Genomic DNA, 25,411 nt, shown 5'->3' on the forward strand with positions numbered 1-25,411 from the left:
CGTCTGCGTTTCTCCGGTCCTAAGACATCAATCATCTGCTCTCCAATGACTAGTCTAAAAACTAGTATTAAGACTATCACTTATTTAAGTGATATTGGTTGTCTGGAGATTCAGGGGGCCAGTCTAATTTCCATTAGCTGTACAGGTTTGTTGGAGGTCAGGATACGAACATTCATACCACATATATCCATTATTTCCTGCCGACGCTTCATCCTTCCAGAAGTAATAATCCGCTCTACCAGATGCCAAATCATACGTAATTTCACTGGTCACGTCAGGAGCTGCCTGAACGCCAGTGAGCGTGCCAAACAAGCCCAATATCGCTGCAATCAATCGATTTCTCATGGTGCAACCTCCCTTTGCGCCGTCTGAACGTTTCCACGTAATTTAGGCTGTTTCAACTGTGCCTGAACCTGAATCGACTCCGGTAATTGTGAATAAGTCACCACACTACAAGTAACATCTCCGCTGTAACGAATGCTGGCGCGTTTCTTTACAACACTCAGTGGACACTTAAGGAATTGCTGCCCGGAAAGCAGATAGAGCTCTTTTTCGCTGCCGTTAATTTCAAGTGTAAATCCGCCATCTTCAGCTACCAGTAACATGGCGCTGTTCAGCCCCACAATCGGGAATTTTTTCACCGCTGCCGGCAGTAATAAACGACCGATATAGTTGTAGTTAAAGCTGGCAGACACTTCGCGATAGCGCAGCTTGCCAGGCAACAACATTAATTCACGATTCCCTGCACCGTTAATGATGTTTGTTGTCCCCTGCTGATTGCCCTGGCTACTGTCGTTAACCTCAACAAAACCAGACTGAAATCCAGGATAAGGGAACAACACACTGTCACTTTGACCAAGCTGCAAAGTTCGGCTGCCTGCCACCCGCGCTTCGAGTTGCAGATCCTGACTCTCTTCATCCTGTTCAGAGAAGCCTTTCACATCCACCAGTACCGCACCCAGCAAATCGTCTGTACCACTGGCTCCCAAATTAACGCCATAGCGACTGACAGCCAGCGTAGAGCTATAAGTGCCCGTAAAGGCCGAAAGATGATCATGATTCTTACGGTCATAACTATCAGATACGGTAGCGTAGACATTTCCGTATTGCCCATCCCAACGCCCGTTAACCGCGCTGTTTATGGTATCGGTGTTCAGGCCTCCGACGGTTACGCCAAGTTCTTTATGGCTGAATGAATCGTTATAAAAGGTATGCGATAACTGCCATGACGTTTGATCGCCATCCTGTTCGCTATAACGATAATCCGTAGACACATTTGTTGAATGGCTGTTGTTATTGCTATCCATCGTTGGCGTGTCAGATAACGAAAACGATAAGTACAAGCCGTTGTCGTCGTTATCGCCACCGTTGTCATTACGATGGAAAACACCGACTGACGTACTCAAAATCCAGTCACGCATCACAAAAGCGCGGGAAGCGCTAAGTTGTACAGTTTCAGAGATACTTTGCGCTGTTGTCTGGCGAAGATAGTTATTTTCAAAGCTCTGCTGTTTATCCCAACGCAAACTATCATCAGTGTTATTTTGTGTGCGGGTATAACCCAGCATCATATTCCAGCCGACAAAATTCTGTGAAACCGTCGCGGAAATACTTTCATAACAGCTTAAGGCGTTATAGCTCTCTCTGCTGTCGGTTGTACAAGCATCGCCGTCAGAGTTGGTCCGATAAAAGCCCAACGTCGGCCATCCCGGATTACTCCAGTTGGCCTGTTGCATATCACCTTTGCCGCCGTCATCGTTACGGAACACGCTGGCGCTGATTGCAAGATTCCCCACCCCGCCTAAATCTGCCGTCCAGTTATTACCTAACTCGAAAGCACTCACATCATCGGCATTCGCCAGCCCTGCGTAGAGCTCATATTGCGGATGTAATGGCAGGCGTACTCCTAGCTGATAAGCTGAACTTTCATCATCAGAAACCTGTGATGTAGTTTTACCTGCCTGTAAGAACCATTGCGCATTTCCGTCAGTCAGACCGCCGGTTTTGGTAAACGGCACAAGCTCGGTGCGGGTGAGTTGGTTATTTTCGTAGACTTTTAATGCCACGCTGTAGCTGCCAGGCGGAAAGGAACTGGTATCAATAAATTGCGAACCACTATTGAGATAAAACGATCCCAAAAGTTGCTCATTACGATAAGCGTCAACACGAGAATTGCGCGAAAGCAGAACCATTACTGGGGTTCCTTGCTGGCTTTGCGCCTGGTTTAAATAGCTCAGTGTCGACCCGATACGCATCCCATCAATTGCACCGAGTGGCAGAAAGTTAAAGGTAAAGTTCCCGCCTTGTGCATTAAATAGTGTGCGGTTGTCCATGCGACCCGCCTGCACATAATAACGACGTAAAAAATCATAACGATAATAGAGATCGCTGACGTCAGCATTACTGTCACTGACATCATCTGCATCATAACCGTTGAAATTCCAGTGTGCACCAATATAACTATTTTCTGTTATTCCCAGCGCACCGTTTCCCTGAATAGACAACGATTGGTAATCATCCTGTGCCAGAACATTGATGTCTTGCTGATGTATAAAAGCATTAACAGTATTTTTGTCTGGATTTAAATATAATGACTTCGCATCGAAAGCTGAATTCCATTGCGGATTAATAAACAACGTTGCCGAACTTTCTTCATCATTATAGATTATTTCCAGCGTATCGGTATTCAGAAAACCACACCCTGAGTCAGTACGTACATAACCGCAAGCCAATTCACCGTGGCGAGCTAGCGGCTGCGATAATTTTTCTTTCACTATATGCGCGATTTTCTGATCGTCTACATCCAGTTCCAGCTTGTTATATAGACTTGCTGGATCAAGAAATGTTACGGTATCAAGATTAACCATTGCATAATATTTACCGAGACTTTTCCCTGAAAAATAAACCTCGATATACTCCTGCTGTCCCTGAGCAATAACCTCAAACCCTGCGGGAATTTTGGTTAATGTCGCCTCTGCCGGGCTGAGACTCGCCAGGATCAAAAGAGCCAGTAATTTTTTATCCATGGCAATCCTGAAATCCATAACAAATACTAAAACAGTTAAAATAAGGGAGGGCTACCCCTCCCTTTGTTACGTGTTAATTCTGTTATCTGGATTAGATATCCTGAGACAGATAAATGCTTACTACACCACGGTAGATGCCTGTCTCCAGAACACCTTTGGTGGTTTGAGCAAACATCAGGTTTTTAGCCAGAGAACCGTTAGTTAACGCATCGGAAGCAAAGATTTTGGTTGCGGTAAAAGTGGTTGCCGCATCAGCTTTAATTTCTTCACCGCCCCAGGTTACTGTCAGCGGAACAATCTTGCTAGCATCCAGGCTTTGAACCAGTTGCGCCGGGGAAACTAACTGCATTTTTACATCTTTGGTAACGTCGTTAGACCAGATTTTGGTCATCAACTGGTAAGATTGCAGACCCTGCCCCGGCAGATATTGCATTTCTACTGCTTTCGGCAACGCGGTGTTATCGGTCTGTGTCATATCCAGAGCGGCATCAACGTTGGCCGTTACAGTAATATCCTTTTGTACTGCCAATGCGGAGCCTGCAACAGAAAACATCGCTGCGACCAGAAGAGATTTTGCAAATACCTTTTTCATTACTATTCCTTCGTTTATTACAATGATAATTAATGGACCGCCAGTTCAAACTCGCCATTATCTTTGGTGATCCAGTTATTATATTTGACAACGATTTTGTCGTAGCCAGATATGCTTTCAAGATTTCTTTCCTGACCAGGGAAGATGTTTTTATTTACGGTCTGTATCTTACAATTTTCTTTGCTATTATTTTTACAATAAGCGATCGTTAAAATCTTTAAGCGTTGATTCCCTGCATTAACTAATTTTTGGGCAGCATTTACTTCTAACTTAGCAATAGGTTGCTGAGGTGGAACACTAACAACAATCCCCCAAATTAAGTTAACTGTTAACTGCATAGAGAGATCTTTTTTATCTGTGGCAACGTCATCAATACTGGGAACCGCTTCAAATTTAACGCGATAATTTTTCTCTTTTTGCTCTGGTTCCATCGCAACAAAACGTACGGTTTTGCTACTACCGGCTGGTAAAGCGAATTTAGGTGGCATAACAACCAGATGATTTGCATCACCGGATTTAATCTCAACTTCATTTTCCTGAGGCGTCGATGGATTATCGATACGGAATACTGTCGCCTTGATGTACTGAACTTCATTACTTTTAGATATTACGCGAACGTTGCCTTCACCCTGACTATTAATGGAAACAGCCATAGGATAAACAGTCATATTTGACTGTGCCAAAAAAGGAGCGAACACGAATAAAAGCGGCGTAAGCCGTGATAAGAGATTAATTTTCGCCACCATATAAATTTGATCTTACAATATTGTTTCCAAAAAGTTGGTGTATTAGAGATGTAGATTTATTGTAAGTCAATATAAAAAAGCATTTTTAGTTAATATTAAATTTAAAGGCTGGGAATTAACTTACTGAAATTTAGTAGCTTTCACAATGACGATACTTATTTTTTAGGAATTTATAAATATTCACAATATTAATTCAATACATTAATTCAATCACCAAATTTATATATGACCAATGGCATACCCATGAATAAAGTGGTATGATAACTTGGTCCGCATTCCACTCCGGGAGACGCATATGGAAATCACTGAACCACGCCGTTTGTATCAACAACTTGCCGCTGACCTGAAAGAGCGCATCGAACAGGGCGTCTATCTGGTAGGTGATAAACTGCCTGCAGAACGCTTTATTGCCGATGAAAAGAACGTCAGCCGTACGGTAGTTCGTGAAGCCATCATCATGCTGGAAGTTGAAGGCTATGTCGAAGTGCGTAAAGGTTCAGGTATTCATGTGGTTTCCAACCAGCCGCGCCATCAGCAGGCGGCTGACAATAATATGGAATTCGCCAATTACGGTCCGTTTGAGTTGCTTCAGGCTCGCCAGCTCATCGAAAGTAATATTGCCGAGTTCGCGGCAACTCAGGTAACGAAACAAGACATCATGAAACTGATGGCCATTCAGGAACAGGCGCGCGGCGAACAATGCTTCCGTGATTCCGAGTGGGATTTACAGTTCCACATTCAGGTAGCCCTGGCGACGCAGAACTCCGCCCTGGCGGCCATCGTTGAAAAAATGTGGACCCAACGTAGCCATAACCCGTACTGGAAAAAACTGCACGAACACATTGATTCCCGTACCGTCGATAACTGGTGTGATGACCACGATCAAATCCTCAAGGCGCTGATTCGCAAAGATCCTCATGCTGCTAAGCTGGCAATGTGGCAGCACCTGGAAAACACCAAGATCATGTTATTCAACGAAACCAGCGACGACTTCGAGTTCAATGCCGACCGCTATCTGTTCGCCGAAAACCCGGTAGTGCATCTCGATACGGCCACCAGTGGCAGTAAATGAAACTCCTGTCCGACAGGCGCTGCGACGCGCCTGTTTGTCTCGTCGGTAAGCGAAAAGTATAAAGTGTCAGCCTGTGTAAATCCTCTCGCCACCCTCCCCTGCATTCAGCAAAATCAGACTCCACGGACATGTAATTTTGATAACGAACAACGTTGACCTTTGTTACAATTAGATTCAATTTGAATTTATGTTTTTGAATGCTTTCTTATCTCACGATTTAACAGGGAATAGTTCAGGCTGTGTTGATGTATCAAACCCGCAGAACATACCAAAACAGCAATAACATTGCGGTAGTGCATCTTTTAAAACCAGCGTGGCGTTAACCGATTCACCAGGAATAATGAATGGAACTTTTGACCCAATTGCTGCAAGCCCTGTGGGCGCAGGATTTTGAAACCCTGGCCAATCCATCGATGATTGGCATGTTGTATTTTGTCTTGTTTGTAATTTTGTTCCTTGAAAACGGCTTGCTTCCAGCGGCCTTTTTACCGGGCGACAGTTTACTGGTATTGGTCGGCGTGTTGATTGCGAAAGGCGCGATGGGTTACCCGCAAACGATTCTGCTGCTGACCGTTGCCGCCAGCCTCGGCTGCTGGGTCAGCTATATTCAGGGGCGATGGCTGGGCAATACCCGCACCGTACAAAACTGGCTATCTCATTTACCCGCGCATTATCATCAACGCGCACACCATCTTTTTCATAAACACGGTTTATCGGCGCTGTTAATTGGTCGCTTTATTGCGTTTGTCAGAACACTGCTGCCGACGATTGCCGGGTTATCAGGGCTGAATAACGCGCGCTTTCAGTTTTTCAACTGGATGAGCGGTCTGCTGTGGGTATTGATCCTGACAACTCTGGGTTACATGCTCGGCAAAACGCCGGTATTTTTAAAGTACGAGGACCAGCTGATGTCATGCCTGATGCTGCTCCCGGTGGTGCTGCTGGTGTTTGGCCTGGCAGGTTCTCTGGTCGTGTTATGGAAAAAGAAATATGGAAATCGGGGGTAAGGGATGCAAATACCTCGCATGTCGCTTCGCCAGCTAGCCTGGTCCGGCACTGTTTTACTTCTGGTCGGCACGCTGTTGCTGGCCTGGTCCGCGGTTCGCCAGCAAGAGTCTACGCTGGCGATTCGTGCCGTTCATCAAGGCACAACGATGCCAGACGGTTTTTCGATCTGGCATCACCTTGACGCTCATGGCATTCCTTTCAAAAGTATCACCCCCAAAAACGACACTCTGTTAATTACATTTGACTCCAGCGACCAGAGCGCCGCCGCAAAAGCGGTCCTCGACAGAACATTGCCCCATGGCTACATCATTGCGCAGCAGGACAATAACAGTCAGGCTATGCAGTGGCTGACCCGGTTACGGGATAACTCTCATCGCTTCGGATAACTTCCTGTTATCCGAAACATATCACTCACTTTGGTGATTTCACCGTAACTGTCTATGATTAATGAGGCGGTGGTTAACACTACCGCTTCGTTGTCTGGACAATCGTTCCTTTGTAATAGGTCCGAATCACAATGGAAGGTTCAAGAATGAAATACCGCATCGCTTTAGCTGTTTCTCTCTTTGCTCTTAGTGCCGGTAGTTATGCCACTACCCTGTGTCAGGAAAAGGAGCAAAATATCCTTAAGGAGATCAGCTATGCCGAAAAACACCAAAACCAGAATCGTATTGACGGTCTGAATAAAGCCCTGAGTGAAGTCCGGGCCAACTGTTCAGATAGCCAGCTGCGTGCCGATCATCACAAGAAAATCGCAAAGCAGAAAGATGAGGTGGCGGAACGCCAGCAAGATTTAGCCGAGGCGAAGCAAAAAGGCGATGCCGATAAGATTGCCAAACGCGAACGGAAACTGGCAGAAGCGCAGGAAGAGCTGAAAAAGCTGGAAGCGCGCGACTACTAACTCACAATAGTCACTACTTACTCACCTGGAGAAAACTATGTCGAAAGAACACACTACGGAACATCTGCGTGCTGAGTTGAAATCCCTTTCCGATACGCTGGAAGAGGTGCTTAGCTCATCTGGCGAGAAGTCGAAAGAAGAGTTGAGTAAGATTCGTAGCAAAGCGGAGCAGGCACTGAAACAGAGCCGTTATCGCCTGGGTGAAACCGGTGATGCCATCGCCAAACAAACCCGTGTCGCGGCGGCGCGTGCTGATGAGTATGTGCGTGAAAATCCGTGGACCGGCGTGGGAATTGGCGCTGCAATCGGTGTAGTGCTCGGCGTTCTGCTGTCGCGTCGTTAATTATGGCGGACACTCATCACGCGCAAGGGCCCGGTAAAAGCGTTCTGGGCATCGGGCAGCGAATTGTTTCCATCATGGTTGAAATGGTGGAAACACGTCTGCGGCTGGCGGTGGTGGAGCTGGAAGAGGAAAAAGCTAATCTCTTTCAACTTTTACTGATGCTGGGCCTGACGATGCTTTTCGCTGCATTTGGTCTTATGAGCCTGATGGTGCTAATTATTTGGGCGGTTGATCCGCAATATCGCCTGAATGCGATGATTGCCACCACCGTGGTGTTGCTGCTACTGGCACTGATTGGCGGTATCTGGACGTTACGTAAATCGCGTAAATCCACCTTGCTGCGCCATACACGCCATGAGCTGGCAAACGATCGGCAACTGCTCGAGGAGGAGTCCCGTGAGCAGTAAAGTCGAACGTGAACGACGTAAGGCGCAACTGCTTAGCCAGATCCAGCAACAACGGCTGGATCTTTCCGCCAGTCGTCGTGAATGGCTGGAGGCAACAGGCGCTTACGATCGTCGCTGGAATATGCTGCTAAGTCTGCGCTCCTGGGCGCTGGTTGGCAGTAGCGTGATGGCGATCTGGACGATTCGCCATCCTAATATGCTGGTCCGCTGGGCCAGACGCGGTTTTGGCGTATGGAGCGCCTGGCGTCTGGTTAAAACGACCCTCAAGCAGCAACAGCTTCGCGGTTAACTTCCCTCTGGCCGGAGCAATTCCGGCCTTATCCCTCAAATTTTTTGAAGATTTTTGACAGTTTTCCTTGCTAACAATCATCATTCACCACGTTTATGATTCTCTCCATCGACAGCAACGACGCTAATACCGCGCCCTTGCACAAAAAAACAATCAGCAGCCTGAGTGGCGCAGTGGAGAGTATGATGAAAAAATTAGAAGATGTTGGTGTACTGGTAGCGCGCATTTTAATGCCGATTCTGTTTATTACCGCAGGCTGGGGAAAAATCACCGCTTACTCTGGTACCCAACAATATATGGAAGCAATGGGTGTCCCGGGTTTTATGCTGCCGCTGGTGATTCTGCTTGAGTTCGGTGGTGGTCTGGCAATCCTGTTCGGTTTCCTGACTCGCACCACAGCCCTGTTTACTGCGGGCTTTACGCTGCTGACGGCATTTTTATTTCACAGCAACTTTGCTGAAGGCGTCAACTCGCTGATGTTCATGAAAAACCTGACAATTTCTGGCGGATTCCTGCTGCTGGCAATTACCGGTCCGGGCGCGTATAGCATCGACCGCCTGCTGAATAAAAAGTGGTAAGCACGCGCTATACTTAACGATAAAAAACGAGGAGGAAGCTCCTCGTTTTTGCTATTGGAGGAGAGAAAAATGGGTCAACTGATTGACGGCGTCTGGCATGACACCTGGTACGATACCAAATCTACCGGCGGTAAATTTCAACGTTCAGCTTCCGCATTTCGTAACTGGCTCACTGCCGATGGCGCACCTGGCCCCACTGGCACAGGCGGTTTTATCGCAGAGAAAGATCGTTATCATCTCTATATTTCACTCGCCTGCCCGTGGGCGCACCGCACGCTGATCATGCGCAAACTCAAAGGACTGGAACCGTTTATTTCCGTTTCCGTAGTGAACCCGCTGATGCTGGAAAACGGCTGGACCTTTGATGACAGTTTTCCGGGAGCAACCGGAGATACGCTCTATCAACATGAATTTCTGTATCAGCTTTATCTCCACGCCGATCCACACTACAGCGGACGAGTTACTGTTCCCGTGCTGTGGGACAAAAAGAACCACACCATCGTCAGCAACGAATCAGCAGAAATCATCCGCATGTTCAATACCGCGTTTGATGCGCTGGGCGCAAAAGCGGGTGATTACTACCCACCAGCCCTGCAAACGAAAATTGACGAACTTAACGGCTGGATTTATGACACCGTTAACAACGGCGTGTATAAAGCTGGTTTTGCCACCAGCCAGCAAGCCTACGACGAGGCGGTGGCGAAAGTGTTTGAATCGCTGGCGCGACTGGAGCAGATTTTAGGCCAGCATCGTTACCTGACCGGCAACCAGCTAACCGAAGCCGATATTCGCCTGTGGACCACGCTGGTCCGTTTTGATCCAGTGTATGTGACCCACTTCAAGTGTGATAAGCACCGCATCAGCGATTACCTTAATCTGTATGGCTTCCTGCGTGATATCTACCAGATGCCGGGAATTGCCGAAACAGTCAATTTCGATCACATCCGTAATCATTACTTCCGCAGCCATAAGACCATCAACCCTACGGGGATTATTTCAATTGGTCCATGGCAGGATCTCGATGAACCGCATGGACGAGATGTTCGCTTCGGTTAAAAAAAGGCACCTTACGAGGTGCCTCTGATAATTAGCTAAGTGCATGTTGTTCATGTCGGATGCGGCGTGAACGCCTTATCAAACCTACAAAACATTTATATTCAATATGTTGCAATGACCGCGCAGGCCAGATAAGCGTAGCGCATCTGGCGATTTTGCGCTTGTCATCAGTCTTAGCGCGCCTTCACAGCACTTTATTAATTCCTTGAACGAATATTTACTGCCATTTCATTCACGTCTATTCTTAATTTGCTGCTTTAAAAACAAGTGATTGAGCAAAATTGAGGCAAAAATGGACTGGTATCTGAAAGTACTAAAAAATTATGTCGGTTTCCGGGGTCGTGCGCGGCGCAAAGAGTACTGGATGTTTATTCTGGTCAACATCATCTTTACGTTCGTGCTGGGGCTGCTGGATAAAATGTTAGGCTGGCAACGCGCTGGTGGCGAAGGCATCCTGACGACAATCTACGGTATTCTGGTGTTTTTACCGTGGTGGGCAGTTCAGTTCCGCCGCCTGCACGACACCGACCGCTCGGCGTGGTGGGCACTGTTGTTCTTAATCCCGTTTATCGGCTGGCTTATTATCATCGTCTTTAACTGCCAGGCGGGTACGCCAGGCGAAAACCGCTTTGGACCAGATCCGAAACTGGAACCTTAAAACAAATCTGCTCGCCGGATGTCTGACTCATCCGGCTTTTATCATCATGTTGATGAATGAATAATTTACTAATGTTTATTTAAAATATTTCAATGTCGTTATATAAATTACCTATAAAAAACAACCATGTATTTATCTTAAATATCAAAACCTTTATAACATCCGAAAAAGAAAGATACGAATAGCATTTACACAATACCCGGAATAGACTTTCGTCACTTTTAATTAAAGGGATGTTTTTATGCAGTGGTATTTAGCCGTATTAAAAAATTATGTTGGTTTCTCTGGTCGCGCACGTCGTAAAGAGTACTGGATGTTTACTCTGATTAACGCCATCGTCGGCGCTATTATCAATGTCATTCAATTGATTTTAGGTTTAGAGTTTCCATTCCTTTCTCTCATTTACCTGGCAGCAACAATCATTCCGGTCATTGCTCTGTGTGTTCGTCGTCTGCACGATACTGACCGTTCAGGTGCGTGGGCGCTTCTCTATCTGGTACCGATCATTGGCTGGTTAGTTCTGTTTGTATTTGCCTGTTTAGAAGGCAATTCTGGCAGCAATCGTTACGGAAACGATCCTAAGTTTGGTTCAAATTAATCTTAGAATTGGGGCGACATTTCGCCCCTTTTTATTAATAATAACAAATATTATTTTCCGCTAAAAAGTTTGGGAATTTCCCGCAGACACCAGGATTTCGCTTCCCCCATACTGTCACGACGCCAGGCCATAATAATATCGATCTCGCTGGTCGATTCCGGGCTGACGACACGCAACCGCCCTTCCGCAATATCTTTTTCGACCATCGGATACGGCATCGTCGCCACGCCAAGCCCCGCCAGTAATGCCTGACGTTTATCTTCAATCGTGCTCACCGTTAAGCGCGGCTGTTTGTCCAGCAGCTGTACGGTCAACACCGGGCGCTCACGAGCGGTATCCGCTACCGCAATTCCACGATATTTCACGCGCGTCACTTCAGATAACGGTTCCGGCTCCTGATGAATCGGGTGATCAGGCGCGGCAACGTAGACGTTCATTAACGTATAGAGCTTGCGCGAGTTGATCTCCGACGAGGAACGAAAATGCATATCCGGCGCGATAACAATATCCGCCCGCCCCTGCTCCAGTCGTTCCCACGCCCCCGCCAGCACTTCGGTGATGATTGCCAGTTGGGTATTGGCTTTTGCCGCCAGTTTGTCGATTAACGGGAAAAAGGCAGGTGTCGGTACCAGCGCTTCGGTCACAATGGTGAGATGCGTTTCCCAACCGCGCGCGAGGGCTTCCGCATCGGTAGTCAGTTTATCTGCGGCTTCCAGCAAAACGCGCCCTCGCTCCAGCAACATCCTCCCGACATTGGTGAATTTGGTGCGATGGCCCGAGCGGTCAAACAGCACCACATCCAGCTCTTCTTCCAGTTTTTGCATGGTGTAGCTAAGTGCGGAAGGCACGCGTCCCAGCTCATCCGCCGCCGCCGCAAAACTGCCCCGGCGATCGATCGCATCCATAACCCGTAGTGCTTCCAGCGTTAATGCCCTTTCTTTGGCCATTTCGTTCTCATTCAGGAAATTTGAACATACCGGGCAGAATATCTGGCTAACAATGTAGCGTCCAGCCCCTTACCATAAAAGGAAGTAAAGAGAGGTCAAGAATTATGATTACTACCCGAACTGCCAGGCAGTGTGGACAAGCAGACTACGGATGGTTGCAGGCCCGGTATACTTTTTCCTTTGGACACTACTTCGACCCGAAATTGTTAGGCTATGCCTCCCTGCGTGTGCTTAACCAGGAAGTGCTGGCCCCAGGTGCCGCCTTTCAGCCGCGAACCTATCCCAAAGTCGATATTTTAAATGTGATTCTGGATGGAGAAGCAGAGTATCGCGACAGCGAAGGCAATCATGTTCAGGCCAGCGCCGGTGAGGCGTTGCTGCTCTCTACCCAGCCGGGTGTCAGCTACAGCGAACACAATCTCAGCAAAGACAAACCGTTAACACGAATGCAGCTTTGGCTGGACGCCTGCCCGCAGCGAGAGAATCCGCTGATTCAAAAACTGGCGCTTAATATGGGCAAGCAGCAATTAATCGCCTCGCCAGAGGGTACGATGGGAAGCCTGCAATTACGCCAGCAAGTGTGGCTGCACCATATCGTGCTCGACAAAGGCGAAAGTGCGAATTTCCAGTTGCATGGGCCACGCGCGTATTTGCAATCGATTCACGGGAAATTTCATGCGCTTACGCATCATGAAGAGAAAGCGGCGCTGACCTGCGGTGATGGGGCGTTTATTCGTGACGAGGCTAACATTACGCTGGTTGCCGATTCCCCACTGCGCGCTTTGCTGATAGATTTGCCTGTCTAGTTGTTTTTACAGGGAGATGATGATGAGTAAAAAATCGGCCAAAAAGCGCCAGCCAGTGAAGCCCGTGGTGGCGAAAGAACCTGCTCGCACCGCCAAAAATTTTGGCTATGAAGAGATGTTGAGCGAGCTGGAAGCCATCGTCGCGGATGCTGAAACGCGTTTAGCCGAGGATGAAGCTACCGCGTAAAGACAGGTTGCCGGATGCGGCGAAAACGCCTTATCCGGCCTACAAAATCCAACAACATTAACGAATTAAACAACCCGTAGGCCGGATAAGATGCGCCAGCATCGCATCCGGCATCAGGTACAAAACACAACAACATCAACAAGTTGAGCACCCCGTAGGCCGGATAAGGTGCGCCAGCATCGCATCCGGCACGATACCCAAAACCTGGCGTTTATCTGGCCTTGCTCGCCATAATCTCGATAATCTGCCGATCCGTTTGCTGCATCGAATGGCTTGCTAACGCACACAGGTTGGCAATCGACTGCTCAACATCATGCGCCACGATCCCTTCATTGCCGGTCACGGCGGTATCATCCAGCGCCATTAACACCGCTTTCCACGCAGCCGAAGCACTGGTCGAAACCTTCATCGCGCAGCTGTTCGACGCACCATCGCAAATCATGCCGCTGACATCGCCGATCATACTGCTGATCGCCATCGAGATGGTTTCATAACGCCCATCCACCAGCCATGCCATCCCGGCGGCGGCCCCCATTGCTGCGGTCGTTGCGGCACACAGCGCAGACAAACGCGGTAACTGGTTATGGATGTAAATTGCGCTCAAATGAGAAAGCATCAGCGCACGCGCCAGCCGTTCATCATCCGCTCCGAAGTGTTCTGCTACCACCACCACAGGCATTGTTGCGGTGATCCCCTGGTTACCCGAGCCGGAGTTACTCATAGCCGGAAGCGTAGCGCCGCCCATACGCGCATCGGATGCCGCGCTGGTACGAATCACAATGGATGAAGAGAGATCTTTCGCCAGCAAACCGCGCTCGCACTGTTTTTCCAGCGTCGCGCCAATATGCAGCCCCCACTTACCGCTCAAACCTTCCTGCGATAACGCACAATTTAGCTTCGCGGAATCGAGAATAAAGCGGATCGCCGCAAACGGGACTTCATTGACGAACTTCAGGATCTCAGCCAGCGTCGTTCTGGAAAGCACCGTCAGCGGAGACTCTTGCTCGCCCTCTGCCACACACGCCTGCTGGGTAAACACCACACCATTGTGCGTCTCAATATGCACAATGTTGGTATGCCCGCCGACGATGGTGACACACGCCCACTTCTCACCGTTCCAGACTTTGGCGCGTGAGAAGAGGATTTCATTGCAAGGTTCCTGGATCTTAACGGAGACTTTCCCCGCCGCCAGCAGTGCTTTGGCATCGGCAATTGCCTGCGCAGTTGCGTCTTTCAGCACTTCCAGCCCGGCGTTGGCATTTCCACCTAACGCCCCCAGCGCCGCCGCAATCGGCAGCCCCACCATTCCCGTGCCGGGAACGGTGACGCCCAGACCGTTCTTCATCAGATTTGGCGAAACCCAGGCTTCTACACGTTCAACCGGACCTTCCAGTTCTGCCGCAGCAACCGCCGCCGCCAGCGCCAGTGAAATCGGTTCAGTACATCCCAGCGCCGGTTTTACTTCCTCCTGAACGGCGAGGATGTAACGCTGCCATAACGGATTTAAAGTCGAATCAAACATATTAAAAACCTTAAAATTTCAGGTAAATCAAGAAAATGCCAGGAACGGAGAAACACAAAGCAACAAACCAGTGACGATAATCAGGTACAGAGACATCCCTTTGTATTTGTGCAATGCCGGTACTTTGTAAACCAGCCACGCCGGGATCAGGCACCCTACCATGCCGAAAATCGGGCTACAGATAGAGGTGAAGCTCAACACCGGTGCGTTCAGTACGATGGCGCTCCAGGCCAGCAAAATGGCGAAAATCATGATGCCGCGCTGAACAAGATTTTCGTTAATCTTCTCGGCAGGCATCTTGCGACGCAGGATGTTCATTACGATCCCTTGCGTTGCTTCGCGAAAGCCTAAATAGACGCCAAAGAATGCAGTCATGACAGCAAAGATATTGAGAATGACGCTGACCACTTTCACCCACGCTGCGCCGTCACCGCTAATAAACTGTGCGGCAATCGCCAGCGCGGAAATATTCTGCTCATAGGCTTTTACCGCTTCGTCATGTCCCATCGCCAGCGTGAACGACACGGCGTAGAAAAAGACGGTGACAAACAAAATGCCAAACGCGATATTCATTGCCCGCAATGCTTTATGCCGCGCCACTTCAATTGATTTTTCCCGCGAGCGATAAGAGATCACCATCGGGCTTAACGTCTGGATAAACAGAATCGACGTCAGGGTAAACGGCAGCGTAATAATGGCGTTTTTCACCAGCAGCCCCAGCGGCGGTAGCGAACCGACGTTATACAGATGCCACATTCCCACCATCGACACGCCCAGCGCCGCGACCACCAGCAGCTTGGTCAGCACCATGCCGGTCGAAATTTTGAATAACAATTTCTCGCCGCGTGAAGAGATCGCCACCAGAATGCAAATCAGTACCAGACCATAAAAGGGACTGTCTGACAGCAACCCTTCCGTCACGCCGAAGGTATGCAGATAGGAAGCACTATCGTTGGTGATGGCGGTGGAATAGACGAACATCCAAATCACCAGCATTACGAAATAGAGCGCACCTAACAGGATGCCCCAGTTTTTACCTAAATAACCGCTAATGACACTCGGGTAATCTTTACATTCTGGTGATTCTGCCAGCGTATTAATAAACAACCGCTGAAACAGATACATTGCCGGGTAACCAATCACCGATGAGAGCAAAAATACCCACAATCCCATCAAACCGACCTGCACCGGGAGAAAAACAATCCCCGCGCCAATCGCCATCCCGATACTCATAATCACCCAGCCGGTGTCAGTACTGTCGAATTTGATCGCTTCTCGCCACTCGCTCTCACTCATTCCAGCACGACCCGCCGGGGTCGAAGCGTCTGCAATGACGCCTTTATTCGATGCAATTTCCATAATTTCTCGCTCAATATTTTGTAGGGCTTATTATTTTTTTCCGAGCCGCATCAAGGCGATATGCGGTCTACGTTTTTGCAGGCGAGTTATTAGAATAAAGAAATGATACGCGCGAGGTCAGAGAAAATCTTCACAATCAAGACTTTGAAATAACGGAGATGGATAAGAATTTTCTACTAAATTAATCGCAAGAGAATATTCATTCTCTATTTGCGGCAGATCACAAAAAAAAGGTGCACATTTGTGCACCCAAGGATGAAAGCTGACAGCAATGTCAGCCGCAGACCACTTTAATGGCCAGTCCTCCGCGTGATGTTTCGCGGTATTTATCGTTCATATCTTTGCCGGTTTCATACATCGTCTCGATCACTTTATCGAGTGAAACACGCGGTGCCGAGGTGCGGCGCATCGCCATCCGCGCGGCGTTTACTGCTTTCACGGCATTAATGGCATTACGTTCAATGCACGGGATTTGTACCTGTCCGGCAACCGGATCGCAGGTCAGCCCAAGGTTATGCTCCATCGCGATTTCCGCCGCATTGCATACCTGCGCCGGACTGCCGCCCAGTAGTTCAGTTAACCCTGCCGCCGCCATTGAACAGGCCACGCCAATCTCCCCCTGACAGCCGACCTCCGCGCCAGAGATGGAGGCGTTCATTTTATACAGCGCGCCAATAGCCCCCGCTGCCAGAAAATAGCGGGCAATTGACCGCTCGTTTACCGGACGACGGAACTTATCGTAATAAGCCAGCACTGCCGGAATAATGCCGCACGCACCGTTAGTCGGTGCCGTTACCACGCGCCCGCCAGCTGCGTTTTCTTCACTAACCGCCAGCGCGTACATGTTGATCCAGTCGATGACATTCATCGGATCGTTAGAGATGTTATCGCTAGAAACCAGCTGACGACGCAGCGCTACGGCACGACGCGGCACATTGAGCGGACCAGGCAGCACGCCTTCAGTGTTCATCCCGCGTTCAATACCGTCATGCATCACTTGCCAGATACGGGCAAACCCTGCGTCAATTTCCGCTTTACTGCGCAGCGCTAGCTCGTTGTGCATCATCAGGCCAGATATAGACAGGCCGTTGTAATCACACATTTTCAGCAGTTCACCTGCTGAGTGGAAATCGTAAGGTACGGACGTTTCGACATCGTGCGACAGGCCGAAGTGTTCTTCTTCGACAATAAACCCGCCGCCGACAGAGTAATAGGTTTTACTTAATAGCGCTTCCTGTCCCTTCCAGGCAGTGATCCGCATTCCGTTCTCATGGCGAGGCAACATTTCGGGATGGAAGATAATGTTCTTTGCTACAGGAAAATCAACAATATGCGCACCAGATGCCACTGGCAGCCGCCCGCTGCGCGTTACTAACTCTATAAATGCAGGGATCTCATCAATGACAACATCCTGCGGACTGTTTCCTGCCAGTCCCATGATAATGGCGACATCCGTGGCATGGCCTTTGCCCGTCAGTGACAACGACCCATACAGATCGACCACAATATGGCTCGTCGCGGTTAATAAGCCGCTACTTTCCAGCCGATCAATAAAACTTTTTCCGGCATTCATTGGCCCCACGGTATGCGAACTGGAGGGACCAATCCCAATTTTGAAAATATCGAATGCACTAATCATATCCACACCCTCGGATTGCCGTTCAGTGAAGTGGAGCGGAACGACCTTGCGACCGTCCCGCTCACGAGGCTTTACGCACTACGTACTGCGATAGCTTCAATTTCCAGCTTCACATCTTTCGGCAAACGCGCAACCTGCACACAGCTCCGGGTCGGGTAGGTCGCCTGATGCTCATCGAAGAACTGCTTATAGACTTCATTGATGGTGGCAAAATCATTCAGATCGGTGATGAACACGGTCATCTTGATGATATCGCCCACGCTCAGCCCGGCAGCAACCACGATCGCTTTGACGTTTTCGAGGCTTAAACGCGCCTGATCTTGCACATCAGCCGGGATCTCACCGGTCTGCGGGCAAACCGGAATTTGCCCGGAGGTGAAGACCATGCTGCCTAAATCAACGCCCTGAACATAAGGGCCGATTGCGCCTGGGGCACGTTGCGTTTCGATAATCTTTTTCATACATCCTCCGGCGTCAGAGCGCCTGGGTAAAAGTACGTGAAATAACATCCTGTTGCTGTTCACGGGTCAGTGCGTTGAAGCGCACGGCGTAGCCAGAGACACGGATTGTCAGGTTAGGATATTTTTCCGGGTGCTCGATGGCATCCAGCAGCATTTCCCGATTCATTACGTTGACGTTGAGGTGTTGACCGCCTTCGACATCCGCTTCGTGGTGGAAATACCCATCCAGCAGGCCGACAAGGTTGGTTTTACGTACTGGATCTTCTTTGCCCAGCGCCGCAGGAACGATTGAGAAGGTGTACGAGATCCCATCTTTGGCGTAGGTGAACGGCAGTTTCGCCACCGACGTCAATGAGGCCACGGCACCTTTGCGGTCACGACCATGCATCGGGTTAGCGCCCGGCGCGAACGGTGTTCCGGCGCGACGACCGTCCGGCGTATTACCGGTTTTCTGGCCGTACACCACGTTAGAAGTGATAGTCAGAATCGACTGGGTAGGGACGGCGTTGCGATAGGTTGGCAGCGCTTTAATTTTCTTCATAAAGCGTTCAACCAGGTCGCAGGCAATGCTGTCTACGCGCTCGTCGTTGTTGCCGTACTGCGGATATTCACCGTCGATTTCAAAGTCCACCGCCAGGCCGTTTTCGTCACGGATTGGTTTCACGCGGGCATATTTGATGGCAGACAGGGAGTCCGTCGCCACCGACAGGCCCGCGATGCCGCATGCCATAGTGCGATAGACATCACGATCGTGCAGCGCCATCAGCGAAGCTTCGTAGCTGTACTTGTCGTGCATGTAGTGAATGATATTCAGCGCGCTGATGTACTGCACCGCCAGCCAGTCCATGAAGTGATCGAGGCTGTCCATCACTTTGTCGTAATCCAGCACGTCGTCCATCAGCGGTGCTGTTTTCGGCCCGACCTGAATCTTCAGCTTCTCGTCCACCCCGCCGTTAATTGCGTAGAGCAGCGTTTTCGCCAGGTTAGCGCGTGCACCAAAGAACTGCATTTGCTTACCAATCACCATTGGGCTGACGCAGCAGGCAATCGCGTAATCGTCGCTGTTGAAGTCAGTACGCATCAGATCGTCATTTTCATACTGCAAGGAAGAGGTGACGATCGACACCTGCGCGGCATATTTTTTGAAGGCAATCGGTAATTCTTCCGACCAAAGAATGGTCAGGTTAGGTTCCGGTGCCGGCCCCATAGTGTGCAGGGTGTGCAAATAGCGGAAGGAGTTTTTGGTCACCAGCGTACGACCGTCCAGCCCCATCCCGCCGATCACTTCCGTCGCCCAGATTGGGTCGCCGGAGAACAGCGAATCAAATTCCGGTGTACGCAGGAAGCGTACCATACGGATCTTCATGATGAAGTGATCGATCAGTTCCTGTGCCTGCTGCTCATTGAGTACGCCAGCTTTAAAGTCGCGCTCAATGTAGATATCGAGGAACGATGCCGTGCGGCCCAGCGACATCGCGCCGCCATTTTGCGATTTCACTGCCGCCAGATAAGCGAAGTAGAGCCACTGCACCGCTTCCTGCGCATTCTGCGCCGGGCGAGAGATATCAAAGCCATATTTCGCCGCCATTTCCTGAATCTGCAACAGCGCATGACGATGCTCTGCCAGCTCCTCACGCAGACGGATGGTGGCTTCCAGATCCTCGCCTTTTTCCAGACGAGACTGGAGATCGGCAAATTGCAGTTCGCGTTCACGTACCAGATAACTGATGCCATACAGCGCTACGCGGCGATAGTCACCGATAATGCGCCCACGGCCATAGCCATCTGGTAAACCGGTCAGCACGCCAGATTTACGGCAGCGCAGCATATCCGGTGAGTAAACATCAAATACGCCCTGGTTATGGGTTTTACGCAGATCGGTAAACAGATATTCAAATTCACTGTCCATTTCTCGGCCATAGGCGTGGAATGAACTTTTAATCATATTAATGCCACCGAACGGGTGTAGCGCACGTTTCAACGGCGCATCCGTTTGCAGGCCAACAATTTTTTCCAGCGGCTGGTTAATATATCCCGCATCATGAGCGGTAATTGTGGTGGCAATATTGGTATCGAAATCAACCGGCGCGTGGGTTGCATTTTCGATACGGATGCCTTCCATTACTTTTTCCCACAATTCCGTGGTGGCAGGCGTCGCTTCGGCGAGGAAAGATTCATCGCCTTCATACGGTGTATAGTTATGTTGAATAAAATCGCGGACATTAATTTCGTTTTTCCAGTCCGTACCTTTAAAGCCAAGCCATGCGTCGGCGTACAGCTTATCGCTGGTATCAATATCTACCTTCATGAAAAATAATCTCTCTACAATACTTCAACTAAATTATGCAAATTCTGCGGGCGCGTTAACTTTGCCTAAATGAATGGCATCCAAAGCAATCATTTTTTCTTCGTTAGTCGGAATAACGGCACAAATGACACGCGCATTTTCACTGGAAACAATTCGCTCACCACAGGAGTTAGAGCGATTATTCATTTCTGTATCAATCTCTACGCCTAATACAGCCAAATGTTCCATGACCAGACGACGAATTAAGCTTGAATTCTCTCCTATTCCGCCGGTGAATATAATTCCATCCAGGCGACGTAATGAAGCTGCGTGTCCGGCAATATGACGGGCAATTCGGTGAACAAAGGTTTTAATTGCCAGTTGCGCGCGTTCGTGACCTTCATGCCAGGCTTTTTCCAGAACACGTAAATCCGAAGAAAGACCGGAAATACCTAATAATCCCGACTCTTTATTCACTACGCGTTCCAGGTCACCCAGGCTCTGGTTGGTTTGGCTGGCGACCCAGGACATCGCACCAAAGTCGACATCGCCACTGCGGGTACCCATCATCAAGCCTTCCAGCGGCGTCATTCCCATTGAAGTATCAACACTCTGACCGTTGCGAACCGCGCAGATTGACGCGCCATTGCCAAGATGCGCCACAACCAGGCCGGAGTCATCTTCCGCCAGATTCAGCAGCGAATGTGCGCGCTGGGAAACATAGCGGTGCGACGTGCCGTGGAAACCATAACGGCGTACACCTAACTCTTCATAATATTTCCACGGCAGGCCGTATAAATAAGCTTCCGGAGCCATCGTCTGGTGGAAACTGGTATCAAATACCGCCACCTGAGTTACGCCCGGAAATAATTGCTGCGCCGATTCAATACCACTTAAATTGGCGTAATTATGCAGGGGTGCCAGTGGAGAAACGCGACGGATATTATCAATGACTTCATCGGTAATAATGGCGGACTCGGTAAAAATACTGCCGCCGTGAGCGATGCGGTGGCCAATTAAGGCCACACTGTCATTTAAATTCCGTTTTTCCAGTTCAAATGCAATTGCCTTCAATGCACCTTCGTAGCTGTGGTGAGCCAGCGGTGCTGGCTCTCCCCCATTTACGGATAAGAATGCATTTTCCGAGTTAATACCGTCGGCAATACCTGACATTAATACTTCACAGTCGCTGGCATCGAGTACGGAAAACTTAATCGAAGACGAACCACAGTTAATAACCAAAACAACCGGAAATTCATTCATCTCTTTTCTCATCCTGAGTTACGGATTAAAACAGTTTGTATACGATGTTCAGGATGGTCAGCAGACCAATCACGGTAACAAACACGTTATCCAGACGACCACGGTATTTCGCCAGAGACGGCGCTTTACGGATGGCATACATCGGCAACAGGCACAGCAGGGATGCGATAATCGGTGCGCCCATGGCTTCAATAAGGTCGAGGATGTTCGGGTTGGCGTAGGCAACAACCCAGGTGGAGCCCATGATGAAGATCATGCTGATAGTGTTCAGTTTACCCAGCGACACTTTAGTTTTGTCGCCTTTATAACCGAACTTCAGAATCAGACCATTCAAGCCTTCCAGCGTCCCCAGATAGTGACCGAAGAAAGATTTGAAGATAGCCACGAGTGCGATGATGGAAGCCGCATATTCCAGTGTAATCGCGAACGTTGTTTTGGTACCGGTCATGGACGCAAAGTGGTTAGCCAGATAAGAAAGCACTGGAATATTCTGCGCTTTGGCTTCCGCCATGTTGGCCGGAGACAGCGTAAACAGGCAGCTAAAGGCAAAGAACATCACCACTGCAACCATCAGCATGCTGGCACGAGAAATGATTTGGGAACATTTACGTTCGGTGAAGTCGCGACCGAAGTCTTTCTCATACTCTTCACGTTTAGAAACCACGAAGGAAGAGACGATTGGCGAGAAGTTAAAGGAGAAAACCATGATGGAAATCCCCAGCCAGACAGTGATCAGGATACCGTCATGACCGGTTAACGACAGCGAACCGAGGTCAACCTGGTCGATAACTGCAGAGTTCCAGTAAGGGATCAGCGACAGAGAAATCAGCACCAGGCTGGCGATAAACGGCCATACCAGGTAGCTCATCACTTTAACCATCAGATCCTTACCAAACCAGATGACGAAAGCCATCAGCAGCAACAGGAACAGCGCCACAAAGCCGCGATTCAGCGGTGCAAATCCGAGCTGGTTTTCCCAGAACGTCATAAAGGTATTGGTAATAGTAACGCCATAAATCCACAGCAGTGGGCAAATCGCGAAGAAGTACAGGAACGTGATAACCACGCCGCCAGTTTTACCAAAATGCTCTTCCACCGTTTCCGTAATGTTGCCGGAAGGGTTAGAGCCAGAAAGACACAGACGCGCCAGCGCCCGGTGGCAATAAAATGCGATGGGGTATGCCAATACCAACATCAGAAGAATCGGGATCAGTCCGCCAAAACCTGCGCGGATAGGGAAGAACAGCACCCCGGCGCCGATTGCCGTACCAAACAAGCCTAACGTCCATGTGGTATCTGATTTACGCCAGGACGATTGTTTTGTCTGGCTGGATACAATGCTATCTGAAGTACTCATATCCTATCCTCAACGAATTAATTAAGCGTCAACGAAACCGGTGATTTGAGAGACGCGAGAAAGATCGATATTGCCGCCGGAAATAATACTGACGGTTTTTCTGTTTTGAATATATTGGTCTAATTTACCGCTTAATAATGCAGCACATGCCAGAGCGCCTGCGCCTTCGGTGACGACTTTATTGCGCTGAATTAAGGCAATCATACTGTTTCTGATTTCGTCTTCGCTGACCAGCACGATGTCATCGACTAATTCACGAACGATTTCGTAAGTTAAATTACCCGGGCGGGAGACATCACAACCATCCGCCAGGGTGCCGGTAGTTCGGTGCGTGGTTATTTCTCCGGAGTGGAAAGAAGCCGCCATGCCGTGAACGTTTTCTGACTGTACGCCAATAACACGAATGGTCGGGTTAATAGATTTAATTGCCACCGCAATACCAGCAATTAAACCACCACCACCAATTGGCACAATCACGTTATCGACATCATAGAGATCTTCCATAATTTCCAGACCAATCGTTCCCTGGCCAGCAATCACTTTCGGATCATCGTAAGGTGGGATAAAAATACGACCTTCCATTTCGACAATTTCGCTCACTTTAGCGATAGTGTCGTTGAAATTATCACCATGCAGAACGACTTCTGCGGAGTAGTCGCACGTTGCCGCTACTTTGGATTTTGGCGCACCTTTTGGCATCACCACTTTACCGTCGATACCCAGCATCGCGCAGGAGAGCGAAACCCCTTGCGCATGGTTGCCCGCAGAACAGGCCACTACACCTTTACGTTTTTCCGCATCAGTCAGTGAACTTAATTTATTAAATGCGCCACGAATTTTAAATGAACCCGTACGCTGCATATTTTCAAACTTCAGGAATATTTCACCTTTGCAACGTTCACTAAAATAGTTTGAGCGAGGCATGCCTGTTTTATAAATTCGCCCAGCCAGTCGTTGTTTCGCTTCAATAATGTCATCAATAGCAACCGGCAGATCGTATGTAATATGCATTATAAAACCTCTTCGCCTGAATTAAATATGTAGGTAACCGTAACCGACACCTGCAAAACAGACAGGTGGATTATTTATGTTTAAATAAAAACAAATAACTAACCAACTTCTATTAATTGCCTTCGTCTACACCCATTATAAGATGAATACTCTTTGGCTAATTCCACCAAAACCGATGCTGCTTTTTTAATACGATAATTTTTCGACCATACCGCGGCATATTGTGCCACAGGTAATGTTTCTTCAACCGGAATAGTAATAAATTGATTTGAACCAAAAGGTGACGTCATATCACAAGGAATTACAGTTAAGAAATCAGCATTGAGAACAAGATTATAAATTGTCACGACTGAGTCGGTTTTAACGATGTTTTCAATACTGATGCCATTTCTTTGTAACGTAGTAAGAAGCTCGCTGTAGTACCCCATATTGGTTTGTGGCAACACCCACTGTTCGTTCTTCAACGACTCCAGCGTGGTGGTGCCGGTGCATGTTCGGGACTTACTGGCTACCAGCACAAACTCGGACTCGAACAGCGGCTCAACATGTAAATCCTGAAGCTTCATTTCTGCACTTAACGTACCAATCGCAAAATCCAGTCGACCGTCGCGGATTGCCGGTAAGAACGAAGACAGTTGCGCTTCATACATAGAAACCTGCGCTTTCGGGAACACCTCTTTGAACTTGTTGATCATCCCTGACATAAAAGTAAAACCAATCAATGAAGGAAAACCAAATGAGACTTCCACCACCGCCTCAGAAGACATACCGCTTATCTCATTAACCATATTTTTCATTTCACGGGTAATGGATTCGGAACGGGAGAGTAACAATTGACCGGCAGGTGTTAATGTTACACCGGTATTTTTCCGCACCACTAATTCCACACCAAAATAATCTTCAATATCGTTAATGATTTTACTGACGGCTGGTTGAGTTAACCCTAATTCTTTTGCAGCCGAGCCGATAGAGCCACTTCTAATGACTTCCTGAAAGACTACCAGGTGCTGCGTTTTCGGAAGAAGAATAGTGCTCATAACGACCTACGTTAATTACCTCATTGACGGCATGAAGTGTATCAAAATGAAATGAACAGGATATGTGCGACCACTCACAAATTAACTTTCAATACTTTCCATGGTATCGTTACGCAAATTAAATACCTTTAAATATCAACAAGTTAAAGTATAAAAATCAGCATAAACCCTGATTTTTGTCAAAAAAAATGACGGGGATAACCATATTTTATGGCGATAACATCATTCGTTATGTGGTTAATATAAAAAAGGGGCTGAGAC

At 48.6% G+C, this 25,411-nt stretch carries 27 protein-coding genes and 1 pseudogene; 14 read left to right on the forward strand and 14 right to left on the reverse strand.

What is annotated here, in order from left to right; translation table 11 throughout:
• Window positions 1-126: 126 nt before the first annotated feature.
• The 4 genes and pseudogenes from ACJHXA_RS18735 to ACJHXA_RS18750 form a co-directional block, all read right to left on the reverse strand.
• Window positions 127-345 (reverse strand): annotated as a pseudogene (locus ACJHXA_RS18735) (pilus assembly protein CblD); the annotation flags it as partial.
• Window positions 342-3,026, reverse strand: coding sequence for a TcfC E-set like domain-containing protein (locus ACJHXA_RS18740; protein WP_000358674.1), 2,685 nt, complete (start codon window positions 3,024-3,026; stop codon window positions 342-344). The pseudogene ACJHXA_RS18735 and the gene ACJHXA_RS18740, both read right to left, overlap by 4 nt.
• A gap of 91 nt (window positions 3,027-3,117) precedes the next feature.
• Window positions 3,118-3,618: a CS1 type fimbrial major subunit gene (locus ACJHXA_RS18745; RefSeq protein ID WP_000755097.1), complete on the reverse strand. Its 501-nt coding sequence runs from the start codon at window positions 3,616-3,618 to the stop codon at window positions 3,118-3,120.
• 29 nt (window positions 3,619-3,647) lie between these two features.
• On the reverse strand, window positions 3,648-4,364 hold the full coding sequence (locus tag ACJHXA_RS18750) for a fimbria/pilus periplasmic chaperone (protein ID WP_000225866.1): 717 nt from the start codon (window positions 4,362-4,364) through the stop codon (window positions 3,648-3,650).
• Window positions 4,365-4,659: 295 nt separating this feature from the next.
• On the opposite strand from ACJHXA_RS18750, the gene exuR reads away from it, so the two are divergent.
• From exuR to ACJHXA_RS18810, 12 genes are all read left to right on the forward strand, one after another.
• A complete protein-coding gene (gene exuR / locus ACJHXA_RS18755) occupies window positions 4,660-5,436 on the forward strand; it encodes a transcriptional regulator ExuR (RefSeq protein WP_000406488.1) in 777 nt (258 codons plus the stop codon).
• 239 nt (window positions 5,437-5,675) lie between these two features.
• Window positions 5,676-5,759, forward strand: coding sequence for a protein YqiM (gene yqiM / locus ACJHXA_RS18760; protein ID WP_211180508.1), 84 nt, complete (start codon window positions 5,676-5,678; stop codon window positions 5,757-5,759).
• Between the two features lie 21 nt (window positions 5,760-5,780).
• Window positions 5,781-6,443 carry a DedA family general envelope maintenance protein YqjA gene (gene yqjA, locus ACJHXA_RS18765; protein WP_000422149.1) on the forward strand — a complete coding sequence of 221 codons (663 nt, stop codon included), beginning with the start codon at window positions 5,781-5,783 and terminating at the stop codon, window positions 6,441-6,443.
• A 3-nt stretch (window positions 6,444-6,446) separates the two neighbouring features.
• Window positions 6,447-6,830: an EnvZ/OmpR regulon moderator MzrA gene (gene mzrA / locus ACJHXA_RS18770; protein WP_001166768.1), complete on the forward strand. Its 384-nt coding sequence runs from the start codon at window positions 6,447-6,449 to the stop codon at window positions 6,828-6,830.
• Window positions 6,831-6,976: 146 nt separating this feature from the next.
• Window positions 6,977-7,345: a DUF1090 family protein YqjC gene (gene yqjC / locus ACJHXA_RS18775; protein ID WP_001297156.1), complete on the forward strand. Its 369-nt coding sequence runs from the start codon at window positions 6,977-6,979 to the stop codon at window positions 7,343-7,345.
• 37 nt (window positions 7,346-7,382) lie between these two features.
• A complete protein-coding gene (locus tag ACJHXA_RS18780; protein ID WP_000031415.1) occupies window positions 7,383-7,688 on the forward strand; it encodes a YqjD family protein in 306 nt (101 codons plus the stop codon).
• A 2-nt stretch (window positions 7,689-7,690) separates the two neighbouring features.
• Window positions 7,691-8,095 (forward strand): phage holin family protein, encoded by a 405-nt coding sequence (locus ACJHXA_RS18785; RefSeq protein WP_000785722.1) that lies wholly within the window; start codon window positions 7,691-7,693, stop codon window positions 8,093-8,095.
• Complete coding sequence (locus ACJHXA_RS18790; protein ID WP_000096086.1) at window positions 8,085-8,384, forward strand: YqjK-like family protein; 300 nt, start codon at window positions 8,085-8,087, stop codon at window positions 8,382-8,384. Before ACJHXA_RS18785 ends, ACJHXA_RS18790 begins: the two co-directional genes overlap by 11 nt.
• A gap of 185 nt (window positions 8,385-8,569) precedes the next feature.
• The gene (locus tag ACJHXA_RS18795) at window positions 8,570-8,962 is read left to right on the forward strand and encodes a DoxX family protein (protein ID WP_000732233.1); all 393 of its coding nucleotides are present in this window, start codon (window positions 8,570-8,572) and stop codon (window positions 8,960-8,962) included.
• Between the two features lie 69 nt (window positions 8,963-9,031).
• Window positions 9,032-10,018 (forward strand): glutathionyl-hydroquinone reductase YqjG, encoded by a 987-nt coding sequence (yqjG, locus tag ACJHXA_RS18800; protein ID WP_000531193.1) that lies wholly within the window; start codon window positions 9,032-9,034, stop codon window positions 10,016-10,018.
• Between the two features lie 292 nt (window positions 10,019-10,310).
• The gene (locus ACJHXA_RS18805) at window positions 10,311-10,676 is read left to right on the forward strand and encodes a DUF805 domain-containing protein (protein WP_000384145.1); all 366 of its coding nucleotides are present in this window, start codon (window positions 10,311-10,313) and stop codon (window positions 10,674-10,676) included.
• Window positions 10,677-10,917: 241 nt separating this feature from the next.
• Window positions 10,918-11,274: a DUF805 domain-containing protein gene (locus tag ACJHXA_RS18810; RefSeq protein WP_001198780.1), complete on the forward strand. Its 357-nt coding sequence runs from the start codon at window positions 10,918-10,920 to the stop codon at window positions 11,272-11,274.
• Between the two features lie 50 nt (window positions 11,275-11,324).
• Here the strand turns inward: ACJHXA_RS18810 and yhaJ are convergent, their stop codons facing one another.
• The gene (gene yhaJ, locus ACJHXA_RS18815; protein WP_001041010.1) at window positions 11,325-12,221 is read right to left on the reverse strand and encodes a DNA-binding transcriptional regulator YhaJ; all 897 of its coding nucleotides are present in this window, start codon (window positions 12,219-12,221) and stop codon (window positions 11,325-11,327) included.
• A 104-nt stretch (window positions 12,222-12,325) separates the two neighbouring features.
• On the opposite strand from yhaJ, the gene ACJHXA_RS18820 reads away from it, so the two are divergent.
• Together ACJHXA_RS18820 and yhaL are read left to right on the forward strand one after the other, a co-directional pair.
• Window positions 12,326-13,027 (forward strand): pirin family protein, encoded by a 702-nt coding sequence (locus tag ACJHXA_RS18820; protein WP_000633577.1) that lies wholly within the window; start codon window positions 12,326-12,328, stop codon window positions 13,025-13,027.
• Between the two features lie 22 nt (window positions 13,028-13,049).
• Entirely contained in the window at window positions 13,050-13,214 is a 165-nt protein-coding gene (yhaL, locus tag ACJHXA_RS18825; RefSeq protein ID WP_001295544.1) for a protein YhaL, read from the forward strand.
• 211 nt (window positions 13,215-13,425) lie between these two features.
• On the opposite strand, the gene cyuA is transcribed toward yhaL, so the two are convergent.
• The 9 genes from cyuA to tdcA form a co-directional block, all read right to left on the reverse strand.
• On the reverse strand, window positions 13,426-14,736 hold the full coding sequence (gene cyuA, locus ACJHXA_RS18830; RefSeq protein ID WP_000460519.1) for a cysteine desulfidase: 1,311 nt from the start codon (window positions 14,734-14,736) through the stop codon (window positions 13,426-13,428).
• A gap of 27 nt (window positions 14,737-14,763) precedes the next feature.
• The gene (locus tag ACJHXA_RS18835; protein WP_000401598.1) at window positions 14,764-16,095 is read right to left on the reverse strand and encodes an amino acid permease; all 1,332 of its coding nucleotides are present in this window, start codon (window positions 16,093-16,095) and stop codon (window positions 14,764-14,766) included.
• Window positions 16,096-16,369: 274 nt separating this feature from the next.
• On the reverse strand, window positions 16,370-17,734 hold the full coding sequence (gene tdcG, locus ACJHXA_RS18840) for an L-serine ammonia-lyase (protein ID WP_000622115.1): 1,365 nt from the start codon (window positions 17,732-17,734) through the stop codon (window positions 16,370-16,372).
• A 71-nt stretch (window positions 17,735-17,805) separates the two neighbouring features.
• Window positions 17,806-18,195, reverse strand: a complete 390-nt coding sequence (locus ACJHXA_RS18845) for an enamine/imine deaminase (protein ID WP_000719990.1) — start codon at window positions 18,193-18,195, stop codon at window positions 17,806-17,808.
• 13 nt (window positions 18,196-18,208) lie between these two features.
• The gene (gene tdcE / locus ACJHXA_RS18850) at window positions 18,209-20,503 is read right to left on the reverse strand and encodes a 2-ketobutyrate formate-lyase/pyruvate formate-lyase (protein ID WP_000861734.1); all 2,295 of its coding nucleotides are present in this window, start codon (window positions 20,501-20,503) and stop codon (window positions 18,209-18,211) included.
• Between the two features lie 33 nt (window positions 20,504-20,536).
• Window positions 20,537-21,745, reverse strand: coding sequence for a propionate kinase (gene tdcD / locus ACJHXA_RS18855; RefSeq protein WP_001297162.1), 1,209 nt, complete (start codon window positions 21,743-21,745; stop codon window positions 20,537-20,539).
• 25 nt (window positions 21,746-21,770) lie between these two features.
• The gene (gene tdcC / locus ACJHXA_RS18860) at window positions 21,771-23,102 is read right to left on the reverse strand and encodes a threonine/serine transporter TdcC (protein ID WP_000107720.1); all 1,332 of its coding nucleotides are present in this window, start codon (window positions 23,100-23,102) and stop codon (window positions 21,771-21,773) included.
• A gap of 21 nt (window positions 23,103-23,123) precedes the next feature.
• Entirely contained in the window at window positions 23,124-24,113 is a 990-nt protein-coding gene (gene tdcB / locus ACJHXA_RS18865) for a bifunctional threonine ammonia-lyase/L-serine ammonia-lyase TdcB (RefSeq protein ID WP_000548347.1), read from the reverse strand.
• A 98-nt stretch (window positions 24,114-24,211) separates the two neighbouring features.
• Complete coding sequence (tdcA, locus tag ACJHXA_RS18870; protein WP_000104211.1) at window positions 24,212-25,150, reverse strand: transcriptional regulator TdcA; 939 nt, start codon at window positions 25,148-25,150, stop codon at window positions 24,212-24,214.
• Window positions 25,151-25,411 lie beyond the last annotated feature (261 nt).

The sequence above is a fragment of the Escherichia sp. WS33 genome (assembly GCF_046486385.1).
In the GTDB taxonomy this organism is placed as follows: domain Bacteria; phylum Pseudomonadota; class Gammaproteobacteria; order Enterobacterales; family Enterobacteriaceae; genus ECMA0423.